19 protein-coding genes and 1 riboswitch are annotated in these 18,377 nt (G+C 50.3%); of the genes, 5 read left to right on the top strand and 14 right to left on the bottom strand.

Annotated features, from left to right (window positions below):
• Position 1: 1 nt before the first annotated feature.
• Genes ASG16_RS14190 through ASG16_RS14140 form a run of 11 tightly spaced genes read right to left on the bottom strand, consistent with a single transcriptional unit; the run spans position 2 to position 8,940 of the window.
• Positions 2 to 652 carry a precorrin-8X methylmutase gene (locus ASG16_RS14190; RefSeq protein ID WP_056497001.1) on the bottom strand — a complete coding sequence of 217 codons (651 nt, stop codon included), beginning with the start codon at positions 650 to 652 and terminating at the stop codon, positions 2 to 4.
• A 2-nt stretch (positions 653 to 654) separates the two neighbouring features.
• The gene (gene cobK / locus ASG16_RS14185) at positions 655 to 1,428 is read right to left on the bottom strand and encodes a precorrin-6A reductase (protein ID WP_056497004.1); all 774 of its coding nucleotides are present in this window, start codon (positions 1,426 to 1,428) and stop codon (positions 655 to 657) included.
• 12 nt (positions 1,429 to 1,440) lie between these two features.
• Entirely contained in the window at positions 1,441 to 2,403 is a 963-nt protein-coding gene (locus ASG16_RS14180) for a sirohydrochlorin chelatase (protein ID WP_056497007.1), read from the bottom strand.
• A 35-nt stretch (positions 2,404 to 2,438) separates the two neighbouring features.
• Entirely contained in the window at positions 2,439 to 4,199 is a 1,761-nt protein-coding gene (gene cobJ / locus ASG16_RS14175) for a precorrin-3B C(17)-methyltransferase (protein WP_056497010.1), read from the bottom strand.
• A gap of 27 nt (positions 4,200 to 4,226) precedes the next feature.
• A complete protein-coding gene (cbiB, locus tag ASG16_RS14170) occupies positions 4,227 to 5,177 on the bottom strand; it encodes an adenosylcobinamide-phosphate synthase CbiB (protein ID WP_056497013.1) in 951 nt (316 codons plus the stop codon).
• The gene (locus ASG16_RS14165; RefSeq protein WP_056497016.1) at positions 5,174 to 5,806 is read right to left on the bottom strand and encodes a histidine phosphatase family protein; all 633 of its coding nucleotides are present in this window, start codon (positions 5,804 to 5,806) and stop codon (positions 5,174 to 5,176) included. The genes cbiB and ASG16_RS14165 overlap by 4 nt, the downstream gene beginning before the upstream one ends.
• A complete protein-coding gene (gene cobS, locus ASG16_RS14160; protein WP_056497019.1) occupies positions 5,803 to 6,543 on the bottom strand; it encodes an adenosylcobinamide-GDP ribazoletransferase in 741 nt (246 codons plus the stop codon). Before cobS ends, ASG16_RS14165 begins: the two co-directional genes overlap by 4 nt.
• The gene (cobU, locus tag ASG16_RS14155; protein ID WP_048031590.1) at positions 6,540 to 7,079 is read right to left on the bottom strand and encodes a bifunctional adenosylcobinamide kinase/adenosylcobinamide-phosphate guanylyltransferase; all 540 of its coding nucleotides are present in this window, start codon (positions 7,077 to 7,079) and stop codon (positions 6,540 to 6,542) included. The genes cobS and cobU overlap by 4 nt, the downstream gene beginning before the upstream one ends.
• Positions 7,076 to 8,191 carry a threonine-phosphate decarboxylase CobD gene (gene cobD / locus ASG16_RS14150; RefSeq protein ID WP_056497022.1) on the bottom strand — a complete coding sequence of 372 codons (1,116 nt, stop codon included), beginning with the start codon at positions 8,189 to 8,191 and terminating at the stop codon, positions 7,076 to 7,078. Before cobD ends, cobU begins: the two co-directional genes overlap by 4 nt.
• The gene (gene cobO / locus ASG16_RS14145; protein ID WP_056497026.1) at positions 8,188 to 8,736 is read right to left on the bottom strand and encodes a cob(I)yrinic acid a,c-diamide adenosyltransferase; all 549 of its coding nucleotides are present in this window, start codon (positions 8,734 to 8,736) and stop codon (positions 8,188 to 8,190) included. Before cobO ends, cobD begins: the two co-directional genes overlap by 4 nt.
• Before the next feature lie 27 nt (positions 8,737 to 8,763).
• Positions 8,764 to 8,940, bottom strand: coding sequence for a hypothetical protein (locus tag ASG16_RS14140; RefSeq protein ID WP_241970758.1), 177 nt, complete (start codon positions 8,938 to 8,940; stop codon positions 8,764 to 8,766).
• Positions 8,941 to 8,975: 35 nt separating this feature from the next.
• Positions 8,976 to 9,191, bottom strand: a riboswitch (cobalamin riboswitch).
• 181 nt (positions 9,192 to 9,372) lie between these two features.
• Here ASG16_RS14140 and ASG16_RS14135 point away from each other — a divergent pair.
• Complete coding sequence (locus tag ASG16_RS14135) at positions 9,373 to 10,065, top strand: M15 family metallopeptidase (RefSeq protein ID WP_056497032.1); 693 nt, start codon at positions 9,373 to 9,375, stop codon at positions 10,063 to 10,065.
• A 61-nt stretch (positions 10,066 to 10,126) separates the two neighbouring features.
• Here the strand turns inward: ASG16_RS14135 and ASG16_RS14130 are convergent, their stop codons facing one another.
• Positions 10,127 to 12,214 (bottom strand): TerD family protein, encoded by a 2,088-nt coding sequence (locus tag ASG16_RS14130; RefSeq protein ID WP_082517328.1) that lies wholly within the window; start codon positions 12,212 to 12,214, stop codon positions 10,127 to 10,129.
• Positions 12,215 to 12,494: 280 nt separating this feature from the next.
• Between ASG16_RS14130 and ASG16_RS14125 the strand changes: the two genes are divergently transcribed.
• Together ASG16_RS14125 and ASG16_RS14120 are read left to right on the top strand one after the other, a co-directional pair.
• Positions 12,495 to 13,379 carry a hypothetical protein gene (locus tag ASG16_RS14125; RefSeq protein WP_056497038.1) on the top strand — a complete coding sequence of 295 codons (885 nt, stop codon included), beginning with the start codon at positions 12,495 to 12,497 and terminating at the stop codon, positions 13,377 to 13,379.
• A 75-nt stretch (positions 13,380 to 13,454) separates the two neighbouring features.
• Positions 13,455 to 13,985, top strand: coding sequence for a peroxiredoxin (locus tag ASG16_RS14120; protein WP_056497040.1), 531 nt, complete (start codon positions 13,455 to 13,457; stop codon positions 13,983 to 13,985).
• Positions 13,986 to 14,165: 180 nt separating this feature from the next.
• Here the strand turns inward: ASG16_RS14120 and ASG16_RS14115 are convergent, their stop codons facing one another.
• Positions 14,166 to 15,740, bottom strand: coding sequence for an FMN-binding glutamate synthase family protein (locus tag ASG16_RS14115; protein ID WP_056497043.1), 1,575 nt, complete (start codon positions 15,738 to 15,740; stop codon positions 14,166 to 14,168).
• A 73-nt stretch (positions 15,741 to 15,813) separates the two neighbouring features.
• Positions 15,814 to 16,125, bottom strand: a complete 312-nt coding sequence (locus tag ASG16_RS14110; protein WP_056497044.1) for a hypothetical protein — start codon at positions 16,123 to 16,125, stop codon at positions 15,814 to 15,816.
• A 370-nt stretch (positions 16,126 to 16,495) separates the two neighbouring features.
• On the opposite strand from ASG16_RS14110, the gene ASG16_RS14105 reads away from it, so the two are divergent.
• Both ASG16_RS14105 and ASG16_RS14100 read left to right on the top strand, forming a co-directional pair.
• Entirely contained in the window at positions 16,496 to 17,788 is a 1,293-nt protein-coding gene (locus ASG16_RS14105; RefSeq protein ID WP_056497409.1) for a right-handed parallel beta-helix repeat-containing protein, read from the top strand.
• Positions 17,785 to 18,366, top strand: a complete 582-nt coding sequence (locus ASG16_RS14100; RefSeq protein WP_056497049.1) for a nitrous oxide reductase accessory protein NosL — start codon at positions 17,785 to 17,787, stop codon at positions 18,364 to 18,366. The genes ASG16_RS14105 and ASG16_RS14100 overlap by 4 nt, the downstream gene beginning before the upstream one ends.
• Positions 18,367 to 18,377: the final 11 nt, after the last annotated feature.

Genomic DNA, 18,377 nt, shown 5'->3' with positions numbered 1-18,377 from the left:
CTTAACCCAACCGTTCCGCCATGATCGAAATCGCATTCAATGCTGCTACGGTTACTGGGCTTCCGCCTTTACGTCCCATGTTCGTGATGAATGGGATATCGAGCTTGGCCAGCTCTTCCTTGGATTCTGCCGCAGATACGAAGCCAACTGGCATCCCGATCACCAGACCTGGCTTTGCTTCGCCTTCCTTCACCATGCGGATCAGCTCCAGGAGTGCTGTAGGTGCGTTTCCGATGCAAAAGATACCGCCATCTGCTTCCTTGATCGCTTTGCGCATGGAAATGATCGCGCGGGTCGTATTCAGACGCTTCGCTTCTTCCATCACATCGCGGTCAGAGATGTACACCTTTACTTCTCCACCGAATTTTTCAATGCGGTTTTTGCTGATGCCGACTTGCACCATCTGTACATCTGCTACGACGATTTTGCCGCTGCGGATTGCTTCGATTCCCGCCTTTACTGCGTCCGGGTGGAAAACAAGGCTTCGTCCAAGATCAAAGTCTGCGGATGCGTGGATGACACGTTGTACTACCGGAAATTGTTCTTCTGTAAAAGGATGCTCGCCCAGCTCATCTGTAATGATTTGAAAGCTCAAGTCCTCAATCTCTTGCGGTTGTACGGTCATTGGTTTAAATTCCGTTTTGAAATCCATGGTTAATTTCCTCCAGTCACTTGTTTAAGTTGAGTCAATACGCTTTCGAAATCCGAAAACTTCGTTCCATAATCGATCTTCGGACGACCAATTACGATGGTTTCGATGCCCATTTCCAGTGCCGCTTCCACCTTTTCGTCAAAAGCACCTACTTTGCCGCTCTCCTTGGTAATCATCAGCGTGACACCATAATGAGCGTAGAGCGCTTTGTTCAGCTCCTTGGAAAAGGGACCTTGCATCGCGACGATGTTTTTTTGCTCGACACCGAGCTCTTCGCATTTCTGCATATTGTCAAGACGCGGCAGCATGCGTGCTACCAGGGTCGTGTCCGGCAGGCCCAACAGCCGATCCGTGAAGGTTTTCAGCGTCTTGCTTCCTGTCGTTAGCATGATGACGCCGCGTTTATCTGCCGCCAGCTCAGCCGCCTGGACATAGTCTTCTACTACAATCAGCTTCTCGCTGCCAGGTGAGGAGAGGCTTTCCCGCTCGTAGCGAATGTAGGGGACTCCCGCGCCCTGTGCACCTGCCATGGCATTTTTGGAGGCTTCCTCTGCGAAGGGGTGACTCGCGTCGACCACGCATTGCACGGCTCTCTCTTGGATCAACTGCTGAATATCTTCGGCGGTCAGGCGTCCGACCTGGACAGGCACGCCCTCCTCCTCCATACTTTTCGCAGCATTGTCAGTGACGACCGTTGTCAACAGCTCGTAGCCCTTGTCCTTGATTTGCAAAGCCAACTCGCGTGCGTCGCTCGTTCCAGCCAGTACCAGAATCATGCAGTCTTCCTCCTACTTGGTAACGTGGTCGTGCTTGTGATCATGCTTGTGGTCATGGTCGTGATCGTGGTCGTGATGATCATGGTCGTGGTCGTGGTCGTGATGATGATGGTGGTGACCATGGTGGTGGTGATGTCCATGCTCGTCATCATGGTGGTGATGGTGATGGTCGATGTGCTCCATCGCTGCCAGCCTGTACTGACAGGTATCACAGTTCAGCTTCACTTCACCGTGCAACGCTTCCTCCACACGATCCTTGAGCACTTCTTTCAACAACGGATGGAACCCAAAATACTCGGCCATTTCGAACTGGGCTTCTGGATATTGCTCGCGGAATTTCTCTAGCTGGTCGCTCATCCGTTTGATCAGCACACCCGTGAACAGGAAGTACGGCAAGAGAACGATACGCTTCGCACCCAGCTTCAGGCAACGTTCAACGCCCTCGTCGTACAAGGGATACGTCACGCCCATAAAGGCAGTCTCTACCCACTTGGCTTTGTAGCGCTCCCAGAACAATCGGGACATTTTGTAAATATCGCTATTGGCATCTGCATCGCTGCTGCCGCGTCCAATAACGAGTACTGCCAGGTCATCATGCTCTTCCTCGGAGGCAAAGCCTGCCTCTTCCATGCGAGCGGTCAAGATGTTGATGACTTCGTCGTGAATGCCAATCGGGCGTCCGTAGATGAACTGAACGTGCGGGTGCAGCTCCTTGGCCTCGTCGATAGCAGCTGGAATATGAATTTTCGCATGACCGGCAGAGAACAGGATGATTGGAATGACCGCCACGCGGGTTGCCCCCCGTGCCACGCATGTATTCAAGCCTTGCAGCATGTCAGGACGGGCAAACTCTAGAAAGCACGTCTCGATAATCGGTACATCCAAGTCTGGTGTAAGCGTCGCTACAAACTGGCGAATCTCTTCATTGCCTTCCGGGTCTTTACTTCCATGACCTACAAATAATACTGCGTCCATTTTATGTCCCCCTCGTTTTTATTGGTGTTCTTGCATTAATCTCCGCATGCAGCATTCTCGATTTCAGCTTTTGCTGGCTCGTACCATGCGTAGCCCTCCAGCTCACCTACACGTTGGAAAAACTTGTGGAACCGCTCGTTTGGAAACGCGTCTTTTTTGAATCGGTTCACGATTCGCTCCACAAGTGGAACAATTTCTTCTTTTTCGATGCCTTCTGCTACCGGAATACCGGAGTGTGCATTGCGTCCCACCGTTTTTGCTCCCAGGAATAAATCGAACTTTCCTTTGCGGAATACAATCCCGATATCCTCTTGAACCGCGCCATAGCACGCCATCCCGCAGCCGTTGAAGCCGATCTTCAGTTCCTTCGGCATTTCTTTTCCACCCAGCTTTTGGTGCAGCTCGTCGGCATAAGGAATGCTGTCTTTTTTCTCTCCATCGCAGAAATCACACGCTTTTACCTGCAAAACGTCTCCTATCGGGCTGAGAATCAATCCAAGCTCTCGCAAGCGGCTAGTAATGTTCTCGGGGTTTGCAGTCGGCACGCGTAAAATCATTTGGTGGTGTGGGGTGTATTCGATCTCGCCTTTTTCGCCGGCCACTTCGGCAATCGCCATCATTTGCAGCGGCGTGATTTTTTTGTTGGCAACCCCTGGACTTATCGCGCATTCGAAAATCATCTCTGGCGTAAAGGTAGATACCGGACGATGGACCTGCCCCCCGACTGGCTTGGTTTCAATGCCTTTTGCCACATTGATAGCAGTCAACGCCTCCATAGCCCATGCGAAAGGAGCTTTCGGTGCCTCTACCTCTGTTACAGGCGGCGCTTCCAGTACTGCCGTGCTTGTTGCTGCACGGTTTGCTGGTTCTGTAGCAGTTTCTCTGTCCTCGGTAACGGCTACTGGTCTTTCTGCCTTCGGTGTTGCTGGTGCTGCCGGAGCTGACGCAAGGCTGCTCTCCTCGGAGGCCTCGAGCGACCAAGGCTCATTTTCTACACGCAGACGCTGATGCGGCTTCAGCGGCTGCTCGTCGGCAGACAGCGTGTATTTGCGCTGATATCCGCGCGGCGTAATCATTTTGCCGTCGTATACAAACGTCGATGTATTTCCGATAATCACGGTGGTCAACATGCCGATATCATGCTCCAGCATTTGCGCCAGAGTAGTCACGACAACCGTTTCGCGTTCTCGATATGCACTTTTCACGATACCGACTGGCGTATCTGGTGAGCGGTACTGCAAAAGAATGCGTTGCGCTTCGACGATCTGACGTGTGCGTCGTCCGCTGCGCGGGTTGTACAACGCGATAACAAAGTCAGCCATCCCTGCTGCGTCAATCCGTTTGGCAATCAGTTCCCACGGCGTCAAGTGATCGCTCAGACTGATCGTGCATGCGTCGTGCATGATAGGCGCACCGAGGATTGCCCCACAGGAATTGATCGCTGAGATACCCGGTACGATTTCGATGGGTACGCCAGTTGCTTCTGTCCAGCCTTTTTCCACCAACACCTCGTATACGAGACCTGCCATCCCGTAAACACCTGAGTCTCCACTGGAAATGACCGCTACCTTTTTACCTTCCTCTTCTGCCTGACGTACGGCTTCCCGTGCACGTGTCACTTCTTCCGTCATCCCTGTACTGACGATTTGCTGATTCGTTAAAAGTCCCCGGATCAAATCTACGTACGTGGAATAGCCGATAATGACATCGGACTCCTGCAGGGCTTCCCGTGCTCGCTTGGTGATATGCTCAAAACTTCCTGGACCAAACCCGATCACAAACAACTTGCCGCTCATAAGGCCCCTCCCCTTTTCGCTTCCTGTTTATAATAAAATCGATATCATCACACTAACGAGCAGACATAAGAGCGAAACGAGATACATCAAACGAATCGTCGCGACAATATCACTTGCCTGCAATGGTCGCTTCGCATCTCCCATTTTTGCCCGATTCGACGCAACACCTTGATAATAGTTCAGCCCACCGAGCTGCACGCCTAGTGCGCCAGCGACTCCGGCTTCCGGCAAACCGCTGTTTGGACTCGGATGCAAATGCGCATCTCTTCGGATCATTCCCCAGCACTGCTTCCCATCCAATCGCTGCAGCCAGCTTGCGGCAACGAGCAACAAAGCTGTCAACCGGGCTGGGATGTAGTTCAGTACATCGTCAAAGCGGGCAGATGCCCAGCCGAGATTCCTATACTTCTCGTTTTTATAGCCAACCATGGAGTCGAGGGTGTTGGCGGCACGGTACGCCATTGCCAACGGTGCTCCCCCAATCGCTGCGTAAATCAGCGGAGAGACGATCGCATCGACGATGTTTTCCGCCACGGTTTCTACCGCTCCCCGACATACTTCCGGTTCATCTAGCTGCTCTGTATCGCGTCCCACTACCATGGACAAGGAGCGTCTCGCCGCTTTCATATCCCCAGCCACGAGATGACGGGCAATCTCCATCCCGGCATCGGCCAAGCCTTTTGTCGCAATCGTCGTGGAAATCAGCCAGGCACCCAATATCCAGGCAAGCACCGGATGGATGAACATCGCTCCCCACAGGAGCAGCCAAACAACAGCGTAGCTGCCACCAACGATCACGAGCGGGAATAGGACTCCTGCCAGCTTCAAATGCGACTCACTTTTAACGAGAGAACGTATGACCCGTTCCAATCGTGTAATCCACCAGCCCATGATGATCACTGGATGCGGCAGGCTCCGGGGGTCTCCTACCACCCGATCAATCAAGTAGGCCGCGCATAATATCCATACTTCTGTCATGTTGTCCCTCTCTTACTCTTCAGGGGTTGTCGCATCCAGCTCTGCCCTTGCGCATCCAAGCATTCCGCCACTAGAGCCTCCCCATGCTTCACGCCATCGACCTGCCAATATCGGTCAGGATTGTTTTCGAGCCACGCAGCCTGGAACCAACGGATCACGCCGCCATGTGTGACGATGACGACTGTATCGGATGCCTCCTCCTTGCCCGCTCTCTCCAACAAGGAACGTAGCCAATGATCCACGCGCATCCCCAGCTCTTCCAGACTCTCCCCTTGTGGAGGTCGATTTCGAAAAGGATCGTCGTACCACCTTGTGGCTCGCACAGGGTCCGTTTGCATCAGCTCATCGTAGGTCATCAGCTCCCACTCGCCAAAAGACAGCTCTCGCAGTACTGGCTCCGGAATAACCGATAACCCCCAAGCAGTTGCGAACGGTTCGGCAGTCTGGATGCATCTGAGCAGATCGCTTGCGTAGATTGCAGCAGGTTGCCCGATGAGTACAGGTAATTCCTTTGCCAACTCACTCATGTGGAAATGCCCGTGTTCATTCAAAGGAACGTCACTATGCCCCAAATATCGATGCTCACGATTGCTGTCTGTCTCCCCGTGACGTATCCAAACTAGCTTCATAACCACCAACTCCCGACTAACACCAGCAGAACGACCGCTTCACTGCTTTCGATAACAGCCCCGTAGCAGTCTCCATTTAAACCGCCCAGTTTTTTTGCAACCGAGCGTGAAAACAATAGAGCGAACAACAGCGACAGGAAAATGGCTGTAATGACCTGCAATCCCCCCAGATACCAACCTGCGGCAAACAAGATGATGTAGCTCACGATGATAGAGGAAACGGAAAGCCCAGCACTGATGCCTTTTCCGATCCCTTTGTCTGCCGAAAGATAAGGCCAGAGCTTGATCGACAAAAGCACATGTGTCCGCGCTGCTACTGGTGCCATAATCAAATAACTGCCCCATCCCGGATGTGCGAGCTCTGCGACTGCACCCGCCTTGATCAGCAACAGCATAATCGCAGCAAGTACTCCCATCGCACCTACGCGGCTGTCCTTCATAATCGCAAGTATTTGCTCCCTCGGTCTGCTGCTGCCAAGACCGTCCGCGAGGTCCATCCACCCATCCATATGAAGACCACCAGTCACGTATACCCATGCGACCAACGTCAAAATAGCCGCGATCCAAGGACTAAACAACAGCAGGCCTGCCTGATGTACACCCCATAGCAAGAAACCGATGACCAAACCAACTGCGGGATACCAGTTGACGCTTTTTCTCCACGCCTCCTCTGAAGGACGAAGCCACGGAACCGGAATGCGGGTAAAAAACGAGATCGCGTGTAAAAATGCATTCATCCTTTGATCCTCCACGGTATCCCCGACAAAACCGCGTAGACGGCGTCCGCTTGTCGCGCACTTCTCTGATTGACATCGCCCAGCACATCCGCGAACCATCTGCCCAAACGACTCAAGGCTACACCGCCCAATCCGACCTCGCTTGTGACAGCAATAACTTTTTGCGGGGAATTCTGAACGAGGGACAGCCATGCCTCTGCCTCCTGCAACAGTGCCTTCGTGTGTGAAGGACTTCTCCATTCAGACTCATCGACGCTCATCAACCGATTACTCACCCAGGTGGACAGACAATCGATCAAAACCACATCATACTGCTCACTAAATGCGTGGTAATCGGTTAATCTCTCTCCTACCTCCACGCAGCCCCAGTCCAGCGGACGACGTGCCTGATGCAGCTCGATTCTCTGCTTCATTTCATCATCCCAGGCCTTGCCTGTCGCCACGTACAGGACTCGACTGCTCAACGTCATCGCCAGCTCTTCCGCGTAGCGGCTTTTTCCTGAACGGACACCGCCCGTTACCAGTACCAAGCTCATCGCTGTTCACTTCCTTCCGCATGAACCTCGCGAAGCGCTGCCAGAAGTCGTTCATTGTCCTCTCGTCCACGCACTGCGATTCTCACATCATGCGCCGTCAAACCGGGATACATCGCACAGTTGCGGATCAGAACGCCTTTTTTGCCAAGCCGTGCCTGCAATTGTTCGGCTGACAATCCTTCTGGCGAACGCAGCAGCAAAAAGTTTGCCTCACCCGGCCATACCTGCCAGCCCAACTCATTACGGATACAATCAGTCAAATACGCACGTTCTGCTTTTATGAGCCTGCGCGTCTGTTCCTCGTATGCCTGCTCCTGCAAGCACAGCTCTCCAGCTAAAAGGGCCAGTGCATTCACGCTCCAGCTCACTTGCTTCTGTCGCATTTTCACAATGACATCCGGATGGGCAATCGCATAACCCAGGCGCAATCCCGGGATCGCGTACATTTTCGTCATCGAACGCATCAAAATCACACGAGGATAGCGCTCTAACTGCATCGCCAATGTATACTGCCGCTCTTCCTCCACAAAATCGAGGAAAGCCTCATCCACGATAAGCCACGTATTGGTCTCTTTCGCCCATTCCGCCATTTGGCGCAGTTCATCTGGTTGATACAGGATTCCTGTCGGATTGTTTGGCGACCCGACAAATACGAGATCAGATTGTGTAAAAAGCGTGTACAGCTCCGCAGGATCGGGCTTGTACCCGTTCGCTTCCTTCCCGAAGCATCCAATGACACTGGCTCCATACTGCTCGGAAAGTTGCGCGTATTCCGAAAAGCAAGGATATACCACACCAACTGTTTGCGGTGAAAGACCGAGGATGGCCAATGCCATTGCCTCCGCTGCACCATTGGCAGGCAGCAACCATTCCTCCGGCACTTGTAGCCGCTTCGCCAGAGCCCGACGAAACACACGATGGCCAGGGTCTGGGTAATGCGCGACAGCAGCCAGCGAAGCCAGTAGCATCTCACGAACACTTGCTGGCATCCCCAGCGGATTAATATTGGCACTGTAATCCAGAAACTGCCCAGGCTCTCGACCAAAGCGCTGGGCTGCGGTCAGCAGATCTCCGCCATGACCGTACGTCTCTATTACCCCTGCACTTGTCAAAACTCTACCCCCAGAACAGCTGGAATCCCTTCATCGTAGTAATGCTTGATTGGCTTCATCTCTGTCACCAAATCTGCGATGTCCAAAATCTCCTGCTTTGCTGCCCGTCCCGTAATCACGAGGTGGATATGGCTTGGCCTGTTTTGAATCGCTTCCAACACTGTGGATAATGGCAACACATCGTCAATCGGGAAGCGGTCAATCGCCAATGCATTATTCAGCTCATCCAGAATGACCACGTCGTACGCTCCGGAAGAGAGCTTTTCGCTCGCAAACGCCCAAGCTTCTTTCAATGCCTGCCGATGCTCCTCCGGTGTCTTCGTCCATGTGAAGCCAACGCCCATTTGCACAATTTCAATGCCCAATTTATCAAAAATAATCTTTTCTCCGTATGTACGCTCCGGCGACTTGATGAATTGAACCATGAGCACCTTTTTCCCGCGCCCTGTCGCTCGTACAGCCAATCCGACTGCTGCCGTTGTTTTTCCTTTGCCGTCTCCTGTGTAAACAAGGGTCAAGCCCCGCTTCTTATCGTTTTTCTCCATCGTGACCACCTCAAGAAGTAACGTATTTTACTCCGCTGTTCCATCCATACTTTCTGAAGCAACAAAACGGTCATGACCGTTTTGTTGACCGCAAGCGGTCGCATCCACTTTTATGAAAAACGTCGAGACGTTTTTCACAGAAAAAAAGCGCTCTGTTTCCCCCAGTACGTAAGGAAAAACAAAGCGCGGATAGTTGAGAAGCAACAATCCTCACCTCTTCCTTTGACCCGAAGGAAATCAGTGTAAACATAAAACAGGCAGGTCTCCTGGCTCGAGGATCATCGCTCTTCTTCTCCTTCCCGCTCCCGGATGGGCAGTGGATGGCATGGTGCCTTGAAGAACAGCTACTCTCTTACAGTGGCGGGACCGCGTTGGCTTTTCACCAAACTTCCCTTTTAACCTTGCTCCTGCGAATCGGTTTCGCAAAAACAAGGACCTGTTTCTCTTTCATATGTAAATGTCATTCGTTTCGTTGACAAGCACTTGCTTTAATAATAGCAAAAGCTACCGAGGATTCAAGCAAAAGCTGCTGATTCATGCAGGTGTCATTGGCAGAAAATTGAAGATAAACACCGTTTACTTACTTGAAAATTTTCGTTACCCTATTGGCAAAACAATCGAAAGTGGTGTGCAGTCATGCTAATTCCTCCGATTCCAAAAATACCAGACATGGTCCTGCCCAGCCCACAGCCGATTAAGGAATGCGGCGAACCAATGATCCGACTCTCATCCCTTTGTGAACAAATCACAGTCTATCCAGCTTACTACCACGAGGGCTATGCCGGAACGCAGCCAGAAGCCTTTTTGCGAGAAGGGGCAGCACGCAAGCTCGCCACGGCAGCCGCGCAACTGCCAGTTGGTTACAAGCTCGTCGTGTTGGACGGCTGGCGCTCATTCGAGGTACAGGCATCATTGTATGAACGTTTTCGTGAAGCCTTGCTTTTACAAGGCTGGCAGGAAGGACCTGCCCTCACGGAAGAATTGAGCAAATTCGTCGCTTATCCAACAACAGACCTCTCCAAACCGTCCCCTCACCTATCCGGTGGCGCAGTCGATCTGACTATCGCAGGACCTGATGGCTGGCTGGAGATGGGGACAGCCTTCGATGATTTCAGTGAAAGGGCTGAGACTCGCCATTATGAAGAACTCGTACAGCCTACCCAAAAAGACATCGAGATTCGAAACAATCGCCGACTGCTCTATCATTTGATGACCACCGCCGGATTCGTCAACTATCCGCAGGAGTGGTGGCATTTCGAGTATGGTACGCGCACTTGGGGACAAAAAACGCAGCAGGAGCCGATCTATGGCGGAGTTTTGTCGATGTAAGAAATGAAAAGACCGTCAGCATACACTGCCTGACGGTCTTGCTTATTCCTTTATGAAACCATCACTGCATAAAATCCGCCATGATGATCTCCGTATCAAACGGTGTAATTCCTTTCTCCAAGGAAAATACCGTGTCTGCCTCTTCTGCTTGATCAGTCAACGTTCCTCTCGCCTCTGCATGAAGCATGAACAACTCATGCAGGGTAGGCTTCACCAACGAGGTGAGCGCTTTTCCCATCAGCTCCACCCCTCCGGCATTGGATTCCACATTGTTGGCAAACCGCGGATCGGAATTCAGGGCGATATCCGTCCAAATCACTTTTCTCTCCACGAGATCCAGAATGACCGGGATACAAATCCGCGTGTTTGCGGCGAGATCAATCTTGTCCTGTACTGTCTGCGGCTCGAAAATTTCTCCTGTCTGTGGCGCCGAACGAATCATCCAGCCTGCGAAGCATTCAGGCAAATCGCAATAAGGCTGACTCGTAAACGAATACAGGTTCATGACGACATATCGACCGCCATAGCGGATGACAGAATCCATATCGATGTCAATGAATTCGCACGCGCCTTTGGGAGCCTCCACAATATCCCCGCTATGGCACGCTTGATACTTGTCGGAACGCAGATTGGTATAGGAAATATGCTCCATGTATTTCCAGTCTTCATTATATAGCACGGCAGACAAATCGATATCGACTCTGCCTGTAGGGACATCGTTGACGATCCCTTCCCTCCACCACAGGAAAAAGCGAATCGTTCCTCCATCCGGGATCGATAGCCGGGAGCCGCGTGCAATCGTGCGTAGTGCTTTGCTGGCGGATCGCATCGAAAACGGAACGAGATGCTCCTGCAGCCGCGGGTCGATATAGACGTTACCTAGCGACGGTAATTGGGCAAAACGGTTCAACAATGATGTCCGGCAAATATCCGCTGCCTTCTGCCTAATGTCCTCTTGCAGCCCTGGCACACGGTTTTCGATTGCCTGTACTTTCGCCACTTGCCCTTTCGGAAAAAAGGTCCGCCATTCCCCATAGCTATCCCGTTTGTCAAAGTGATTCATAACTTGCAAAAGAACGGGAGTCGATACACCATCCGCAATTTTCTCGAAGGCAGAAAGGACTGGATTCCCCTGCTCCGTCAAACGCAACAAATGATCCAGACGACGGGCAAATTCCCCTGGACGTTGTTCGAGCAGCTTAATCGCCGCATTCACGTCCGCACGGACCAGCGCCTGCTCTACTTGGCTATTGAACGTCTCGACCTTGTGATTGTTGCGCAAAATATCGAATGCTTCTGCCGCTTTCGGATAACGATCCTTATATTCAAACGGATGCAAGATTTCCCCGAGACGAATCCATCTGTTTTTGTAACGATTCATGTCTTCTACAATATTCGAGCTGGCTTCCAGCAGGCTGAGGAGCAGCCTCCTCTCCCCGCGTTTGAACTTGCGAAATTTCGCAGGCTCTGCCAAGCTCACATCCCCGTCAGACATCGCCACCGCCAGTCGCAATACATCTGTCGCAGTCTTGCAAAAGTGGGCAAAAAAAGTAGCAGGAAGCTTGTCATACTTGAGCAACAAGCTAGCAGCGATCGCCACGTTTTCCTTCTGGGGAATCTCCGCAGGCAGAGCTTCTGCGATGTCTTCATAGGCCTGAATCAAGCCCTCCAAGTCTTCCCTGTCAGTAACAGAAAGCGAGCTATTGGAGCGCAGCAAGTTCATTCCTATCTGTAGTAGCTCTTCGTCTGTGCCCAGATGAATCAGCTTCAGGCGAGATTCTCTCAGCAATGGCAAACGTTTTTTCACTTCGTGCACAGGAAGGTCCAATGTCAAATAATGAATGATCGCATTTACAAACAGCTCACCCTCGCTAGCATCCATGACTTGCTTAGGAAAATTCGGATACATCGGCTTGTATTGGCGGGATGCCCCGATCTTTACCTTGAGTACTGCTACCACGTCCGAATAGAGCGCAAAAAACTCTCCTTCCGACAGCGTCCGAATTCTTTCTAGCAATTCCAGTGAAAAGGTATAGCCCAAGCTCTCTATATTACGCAAAGCCGCAGCTAAATAAGAGGTAGGCAGTTCATGCTGCCCCTGATGTACGATGATTTTATTTTTCCGGCGAAGGTAGATTTGATTTTTCATTGGCATCACGAAAAAATCAGGAAAGCAGTACCCCTAATGGTGAACCAAACCTTTAGCTCAGAAGGAAGGTGTACGATAGCCTGATTTTTTATTCCTTTTTGTAATTTTTATACAGTTTACTTCAATTTTTCCTGATGGTAAAGCTTTCCCTCAGGAACGAGCTATAAATCCGTCCCCGGACCTAACTCGATTTCATTCCGCTGCCCGTTATTCTGCATTCTTCATCCCTGTAAAGTGAGTAGCAGATTACCAAAACTTAACTGGAGGGAGAACTCGATTCATGAATCAATCTGTTATGAAAAGTCATCCAGCACCCCCTTTCTTTCAAGGGGAGAAATGGTTAGTGTATACCGGCTTGCTTGGCTTCTTACTCGCTGCCATATGCGCAATCTGGGTCATGCTGTATGGAGGACCCGTCGCTCCTAATGGCGATGTCTCGAAAGCGTTCTCCTTTAATGCCGCACTCGGAATATTTTTATTGTCGACAGCCGCAATTATGCCGTTATCTGCTCTGGGCACGCGAAGTAAAGCTTTCTTTCGCTGGTCTTATATCTTGCTTGCTTTCTATTCTTACGGAGCAGAAACCGTACAAAACTTTCGTGGCGTGGACCCGAGGTTCGTCAAAAATGGCACACCCTTCGACGTCGCTGTCGGTTCCATTTTTACGTTTGTGGCTCTTCTCTTGGTCCTCTTTTATGTATTCATTGCCATTCAGTTTTTCCGCAGAAAAGCTTATTCACTACACCCAGAGCTGGCCGTTGGCATCCGCTATGCAATGATTGCGATTATGCTATCGTTTGCGGCAGGCCTCTGGATATCATTCAACAACGGTAGAGTGGTCGGCCAGGAAGGGAATATCATTTGGCTCCATGGTATTGGTTTTCATGCTCTGCAAGCAGTGCCTTTTGTCGCTTGGTTAACGGAACGTAAACACCACGTGTCCACTGCTCGGACTGGATTCATCCATCTCACAGGTATCGCCTACTTGCTCGGTTTAGCAGCAATCGGCTGGCAAACCTATCTCGGTCGTGCTGTTTTGGAAATATCCGTATTTCCGATTCTCGCCGCCTGTTGTTTCTTGGTCGCCTTCATTCCAATCGTTTTCTTCCTTCTACAAAAGAACGTTGCAAAAAAGCTCCACAATACTTCTGATATTCCGAACTAATTGATTCTCCTTATCATTCGTGATACTTTGTTACCAGTACCTGACATACGGTATCAGAAACGAGGAGATCGATTTATGACAGCACGTATTGGACTTCCTGCACCTGATTTTACGATGGACACCGTTACGTTTGACAACGGATTTCCCCTGCCAAAGAGCTTGGTAGACTATCGTGGAAAATGGCTTCTTTTGTTCTTTTACCCGTTTGACTTTTCGAAAGTATGCCCGACGGAAATCCTTAGCCTCAACCGCCGGATCAAGGAGTTCGCGGATTTGAATGTCGAGGTGCTTGGCATCAGCGGCGACAGCATACATACACACAAAGCTTGGATGAGATCGAGTGAAGGCATCGGTCCACTCTCGTTCCCGCTCGCTGCCGATTACAGCAAAGAAGCGACCCTTGCATACGGTGTGCTGGACGAAGCAACCAAAGCTCCGCTACGCGGCAGCTTCATCATCGATCCGGAAGGCATCCTGCAATATGCGGTCATCTCCAACTCCAAGGTGGGCAGAAGCGTAGATGAGACACTCCGTGTGATCGAAGCTTTGCAATCAGGCGGTTTGTGCCCAATGGACTGGAAGCCTGGGCAAAACACGATATCCTAATCGATAAACATAAACAAAGGCCGCATGATCGCTTGCACAGGATCATACGGCCTTTTTCATTTTTTAATAGGCATAAAAAAATCAGGAAAGCAGTACCCCTAATCTCAAGTTAGGTTAGAAGGAAGGTGTACGATAGCCTGATTTATTCACCTTACCATTATTTATCTTCTTTGTAAATACTTATCTGGATGCGACCGGGTACGGAAACAAGTCAACCACACGCACGGTCTCCCCGCTTTCGTTGGTAAACACGACATGCTCTCTCCGAAGCTCTGTTGGACTCTCCAAGCCACATGCTGCCGCCAGCGAGAACAAGCCTTCCCTCAACTGCAAAATATAGTTCATGACACGCCACTGCTTTTCTGCCGGAACCAACGCCTCCTGGTATTTGGAATCCGTCGTAGTGACTCCTGTCGGACATTTACCCGTATGGCATTGCATCGCCATGATACAACCAGTTGCAATCATGAAGCCGCGCGCGGAGTTGACGCAATCCGCTCCCAATGCCATGGCGATGGCTACTTTGTCAGGGGTAACGAGTTTGCCGGAAGCAAAAATCCTGATGCGGTCCCGTACCCCGAATTTCCGCATCGTATCATCGAGGATGATGAGCGCGGCGAAAAGAGGCAAGCCCATGCCATCTGCCATAGCCTTGAACATTGCTCCTGAACCGCCCTCAGAGCCGTCAACCGTAATGAAATCTGGGTAAATGGACAACTCCAGCATTTTCTCAAAAAAATGCTCCAACCGCTCTGGATCGCCGACGACGATTTTTACTCCAACCGGCTTGCCTCCCGCCTCCTGCAAACTGCCTATGAAACGCAAGGCTTCATCCGGATTGGTGAGGAATTCGAAGCGGTTCGGTGAATTGACAGTTTGTCCCACAGGTACCAGCCTTGCTGCCGCGACTTTTTCCGTGACCTTGGAGCCCTCGAGGTGCCCACCGCGTATTTTTGCCCCTTGATGAAACTTCAGCTCGAACGCTTTGATGTTCGGGATGCTTGCCTTTTTCTTGTATTCTTCGATCGAAAACTTGCCACTGTCATCACGGAAGCCAAACATCCCCGGCCCAATTTGCGAAATAATATCTACGCCTGTTGAGACGTGAACTTCTGCAACGCCACCCTCTCCTGTATTGATCCAAGAGCCACCTGCCATACGTGCCCCATACCCCGTGGACATGATATAGTTTTCTCCCACTGCTCCAAAGGAGGTAGCAGAAGCTCCGAACATCCCTTTTAGCCGCCAGGGCTGCCTTCTGTTTTCGCCCACGACAATGACATCCTCGTCATGCAGCATCCATGGCTTAACCTCTTGTTCCTCGATTAACTTTTCTCTTCTTGTAAACAGCCCCTCATGGGTAATCTCATACTTTTTTCCAGGGACGACTTTCTCGTTATCTACCCGCAGCTCACTCGTCAGCCTCGGGAACATCGCATTGGACAAATAGAAGCCGGGCTTCTCGTAATCGCGTTTTCCACCAAACGAAATCAGGTCAGTCCTGTATTTGGCCGCATAAACCATACCGACAAAGTCAGAACGGGAGAACGGTTTCCCTTCTGTATCCGACTCAAACCAATACTGGCGAAACTCAGGCCCGAGCTTTTCCAGCAAATAACGCATCCACCCCAAAAAAGGATGGGAACGAATAATGGAATGCTTCGGCTGTTTAGACAGGGCGTACATATAACTAAAAAATACAATGGGTGGCAGAAGAAGGATGATGATAATGACGCATAACAGAGTAGGTACCACTTGTGCTTACCCTCCCCAAACACAATATTCTAGTAAATCATGTCAAGGATAGGATGCAACAAGTTCTCTGTTTTTAATCGTATTTCTCATCATCCTCCCGTATTTGCCCATCTACGATCAATTCCAGCTCCGTTTCAAAATTCAGCATGATCTCTACAGGCAGTTGTTCTGCAACCTCTGCCATGTCCGGAAGAAGCAGTGCATCCTCTAACGTACCAGGCTTCGTCTCCAGTTGATCGTACCACTCGCGTATTTGCTCCATCATGCGGTAAAACGAAGCCTCAAACTGATTCGCATCGTCCTCCGCGTCGTCCTCGTGGCTCTTTTTCATCCGCTCCCAATATTCCAGCGTCGTGCGCAGTGCCTTCTCTATGTTTGTATCCATTTATTGTCTCTCCTTTTCGTCTCGACCTTCGCCACCATTTAGTATGACCGCTTTGATTGCACAATGCCACCTCAGACGTAAGCCTCTCGCATCCTTCCATTTTTTAAAAATCGTTGCGTTTTTTGACACGTTTTATAGCCCGGTTGAGTCATACGAAAATGAAAAGAGGCTGTTATCCTAAATGTAGCTAGCAGCCGATTATCCGGCAATAAACAAGAGAGCTCTCTAGTGGAATAGGGGAGGATGCACCCTGTCATTACGATGGAACAATCGAAAATTATCTCTCCCGCTACTTTTCGTCTCCGTCATTTGTATCGTTGCTCTACAGTTGCCTATCACAGCCAAGGCGACGCCTGCGGATTCTGACTCCTTGCAGGCGATGATTGATCAAGCACGCCCAAACGATACCGTTACCATCCCGTATGGTTTGTACAAAGGTCCTATCCGTATTACCAAGCCGATTCAATTGGTAGCCAATGATCCAGTGAAGATCATCAATCCGACCGAGGAAGAGGCAACGCTCACGATTGAAAGCGACAATGTGAGCGTGCAAGGAATCCATATCGTGGACAAGCGAATCAACAGTGACGTAGCCGCTCTTGTCATCCGTGGCGACCAAAACTTCCTGGAGAATGTCATCGTTGAAACGAAAGGGATCGGTATTCAATTACGGCAAGCAGACTACAACACGCTGCACAACGTTCAAGTCATCGGAAAAATCAAAGGCGATGGCAGCCCAACGACCAGTTCTGGACATAATCACGGAGCACAGCCTGAAGTAAAGCCAAAGCAAACGGAAAAAGCGAAACGAGGAAACGGAATTGACGTGCGTGAATCGGATCATAACCGTTTCATTAAAAACCAAGTAACGAATGTCGAAGATGGCTTTTACGTCGAAAATAGCGATCGAAACCATCTGGAACAAAATCTGGTGACGAGCTCGCGGTACGGCTATCATTTCATGGGCACCTCTGATACGACGGTCATCAACAACATTGGAACGGAAAATGTGACAGGCTCCCAGCTTATGGAGTCGCGCAAATTGACGGTTACCGGGAATCAATTTTTGAAACAGCAAAAAAATCCTGGTTCGCAAGGAATTCTTCTCATTACCGTTCAGGATACGTTGATTGCAAACAACACGATTGAGGGGAACCGCGTTGGACTGTATTTAGAGCAATCATCCGGCATTACGGTCAAAAACAATTTACTCAGTCTCAACTTTATCGGCATGCAGTTTTTGTCCTCTTCTGACAACGTATTGACCGATAACCAATTTGTCTCCAACGTCATCCAAGCGCAAGCCCAGGATAGTCAGAACAATAACTTAAACAAAAACTACTGGGACAATTTGCAAGGACTCGATGTGAACGGGGATTCCCGCAGTGATTTGCCGTACGAGATGAATCCTTTTTACCTGGGATTAACCGATGCGGTTCCTGCCTACCAACTGTTTTTCCAAGCCCCGGGATTCGTGTTTCTGGAAGGCTTGTTTACAAGTGGGGCCGGTTCAGCAATCAAGGACGCATCTCCTTTAATGCAACCCTCGGACACCGTGCTACTTGAATCCGGGCAAACGAGCGGTTGGGGTGCAGGCATTCTTGGACTTATCTTGTTAATAGGAAGCTGTTCAATCATTTATATAGGAGTGAGAAAATCATGAACAAAATGAAAAAATGGTGCACATCAATCGGAGCAATTATCGGCATTAGCCTGCTTATGGTCGGCTGCGGAAGCGAAGAGCCGAAACCAGTAGATATCGCGGAAGGTGTAGACAAATGCGACCTGTGCAAGATGCATGTCCCTAACGATCACAATGCTACTGAAATCGTCTTAAAAGATGGAAAAGCACTGAAGTTCGATGATCTCGGCTGCATGAACAACTGGATGAAAGAGAATGGAACCGATAACGTAGCTGTCCAATTTGTCCGCGATTACTACACAGCAGAATGGACAAAAGCAGAGCAAGCTACCTACGCTTATGACAAAGATTTCAAAACACCAATGACATATGGCATCTATTCCTTTAAAGAGAAGTCTGCTGCTGACAGCTTCGTTCAGGAACAAAAGAAAGGCATTGTCATGAGTGCGGAACAGTTGAAAAATCATAGCTGGGAAAATAGCATGAGCAAGCACATGAACAAAGACGGACAGTCTTCCGAAGGTCAACATAATGGCGGTCACGACAAGAAGCCAGCCGATCATGGAAGCAACAGTACTACCCCAACCACACATAACTAACAGAGGGAGTG

The sequence above is a fragment of the Brevibacillus sp. Leaf182 genome (genome assembly GCF_001423865.2).
GTDB classification, from domain to species: Bacteria; Bacillota; Bacilli; order Brevibacillales; family Brevibacillaceae; genus Brevibacillus; species Brevibacillus brevis_C.
The sequence above is the reverse complement of the archived record's forward strand: the minus strand, read 5'-3'. Positions and strand labels throughout refer to the sequence as shown.

Coding starts and splice junctions, on each gene's coding strand:
- ASG16_RS14120 (WP_056497040.1), top strand. CDS start 13,455: ATGACAGCACGTATTGGACTTCCTGCACCTGATTTTACGATGGACACC.
- ASG16_RS14135 (WP_056497032.1), top strand. CDS start 9,373: ATGCTAATTCCTCCGATTCCAAAAATACCAGACATGGTCCTGCCCAGC.
- cbiB (WP_056497013.1), bottom strand. CDS start 5,177: ATGACAGAAGTATGGATATTATGCGCGGCCTACTTGATTGATCGGGTG.
- cobJ (WP_056497010.1), bottom strand. CDS start 4,199: ATGAGCGGCAAGTTGTTTGTGATCGGGTTTGGTCCAGGAAGTTTTGAG.
- ASG16_RS14180 (WP_056497007.1), bottom strand. CDS start 2,403: ATGGACGCAGTATTATTTGTAGGTCATGGAAGTAAAGACCCGGAAGGC.
- cobK (WP_056497004.1), bottom strand. CDS start 1,428: ATGATTCTGGTACTGGCTGGAACGAGCGACGCACGCGAGTTGGCTTTG.
- ASG16_RS14100 (WP_056497049.1), top strand. CDS start 17,785: ATGAACAAAATGAAAAAATGGTGCACATCAATCGGAGCAATTATCGGC.
- ASG16_RS14125 (WP_056497038.1), top strand. CDS start 12,495: ATGAATCAATCTGTTATGAAAAGTCATCCAGCACCCCCTTTCTTTCAA.
- ASG16_RS14130 (WP_082517328.1), bottom strand. CDS start 12,214: ATGAAAAATCAAATCTACCTTCGCCGGAAAAATAAAATCATCGTACAT.
- cobS (WP_056497019.1), bottom strand. CDS start 6,543: ATGAATGCATTTTTACACGCGATCTCGTTTTTTACCCGCATTCCGGTT.
- ASG16_RS14165 (WP_056497016.1), bottom strand. CDS start 5,806: ATGAAGCTAGTTTGGATACGTCACGGGGAGACAGACAGCAATCGTGAG.
- cobO (WP_056497026.1), bottom strand. CDS start 8,736: ATGGAGAAAAACGATAAGAAGCGGGGCTTGACCCTTGTTTACACAGGA.
- ASG16_RS14190 (WP_056497001.1), bottom strand. CDS start 652: ATGGATTTCAAAACGGAATTTAAACCAATGACCGTACAACCGCAAGAG.
- ASG16_RS14110 (WP_056497044.1), bottom strand. CDS start 16,125: ATGGATACAAACATAGAGAAGGCACTGCGCACGACGCTGGAATATTGG.
- cobU (WP_048031590.1), bottom strand. CDS start 7,079: ATGAGCTTGGTACTGGTAACGGGCGGTGTCCGTTCAGGAAAAAGCCGC.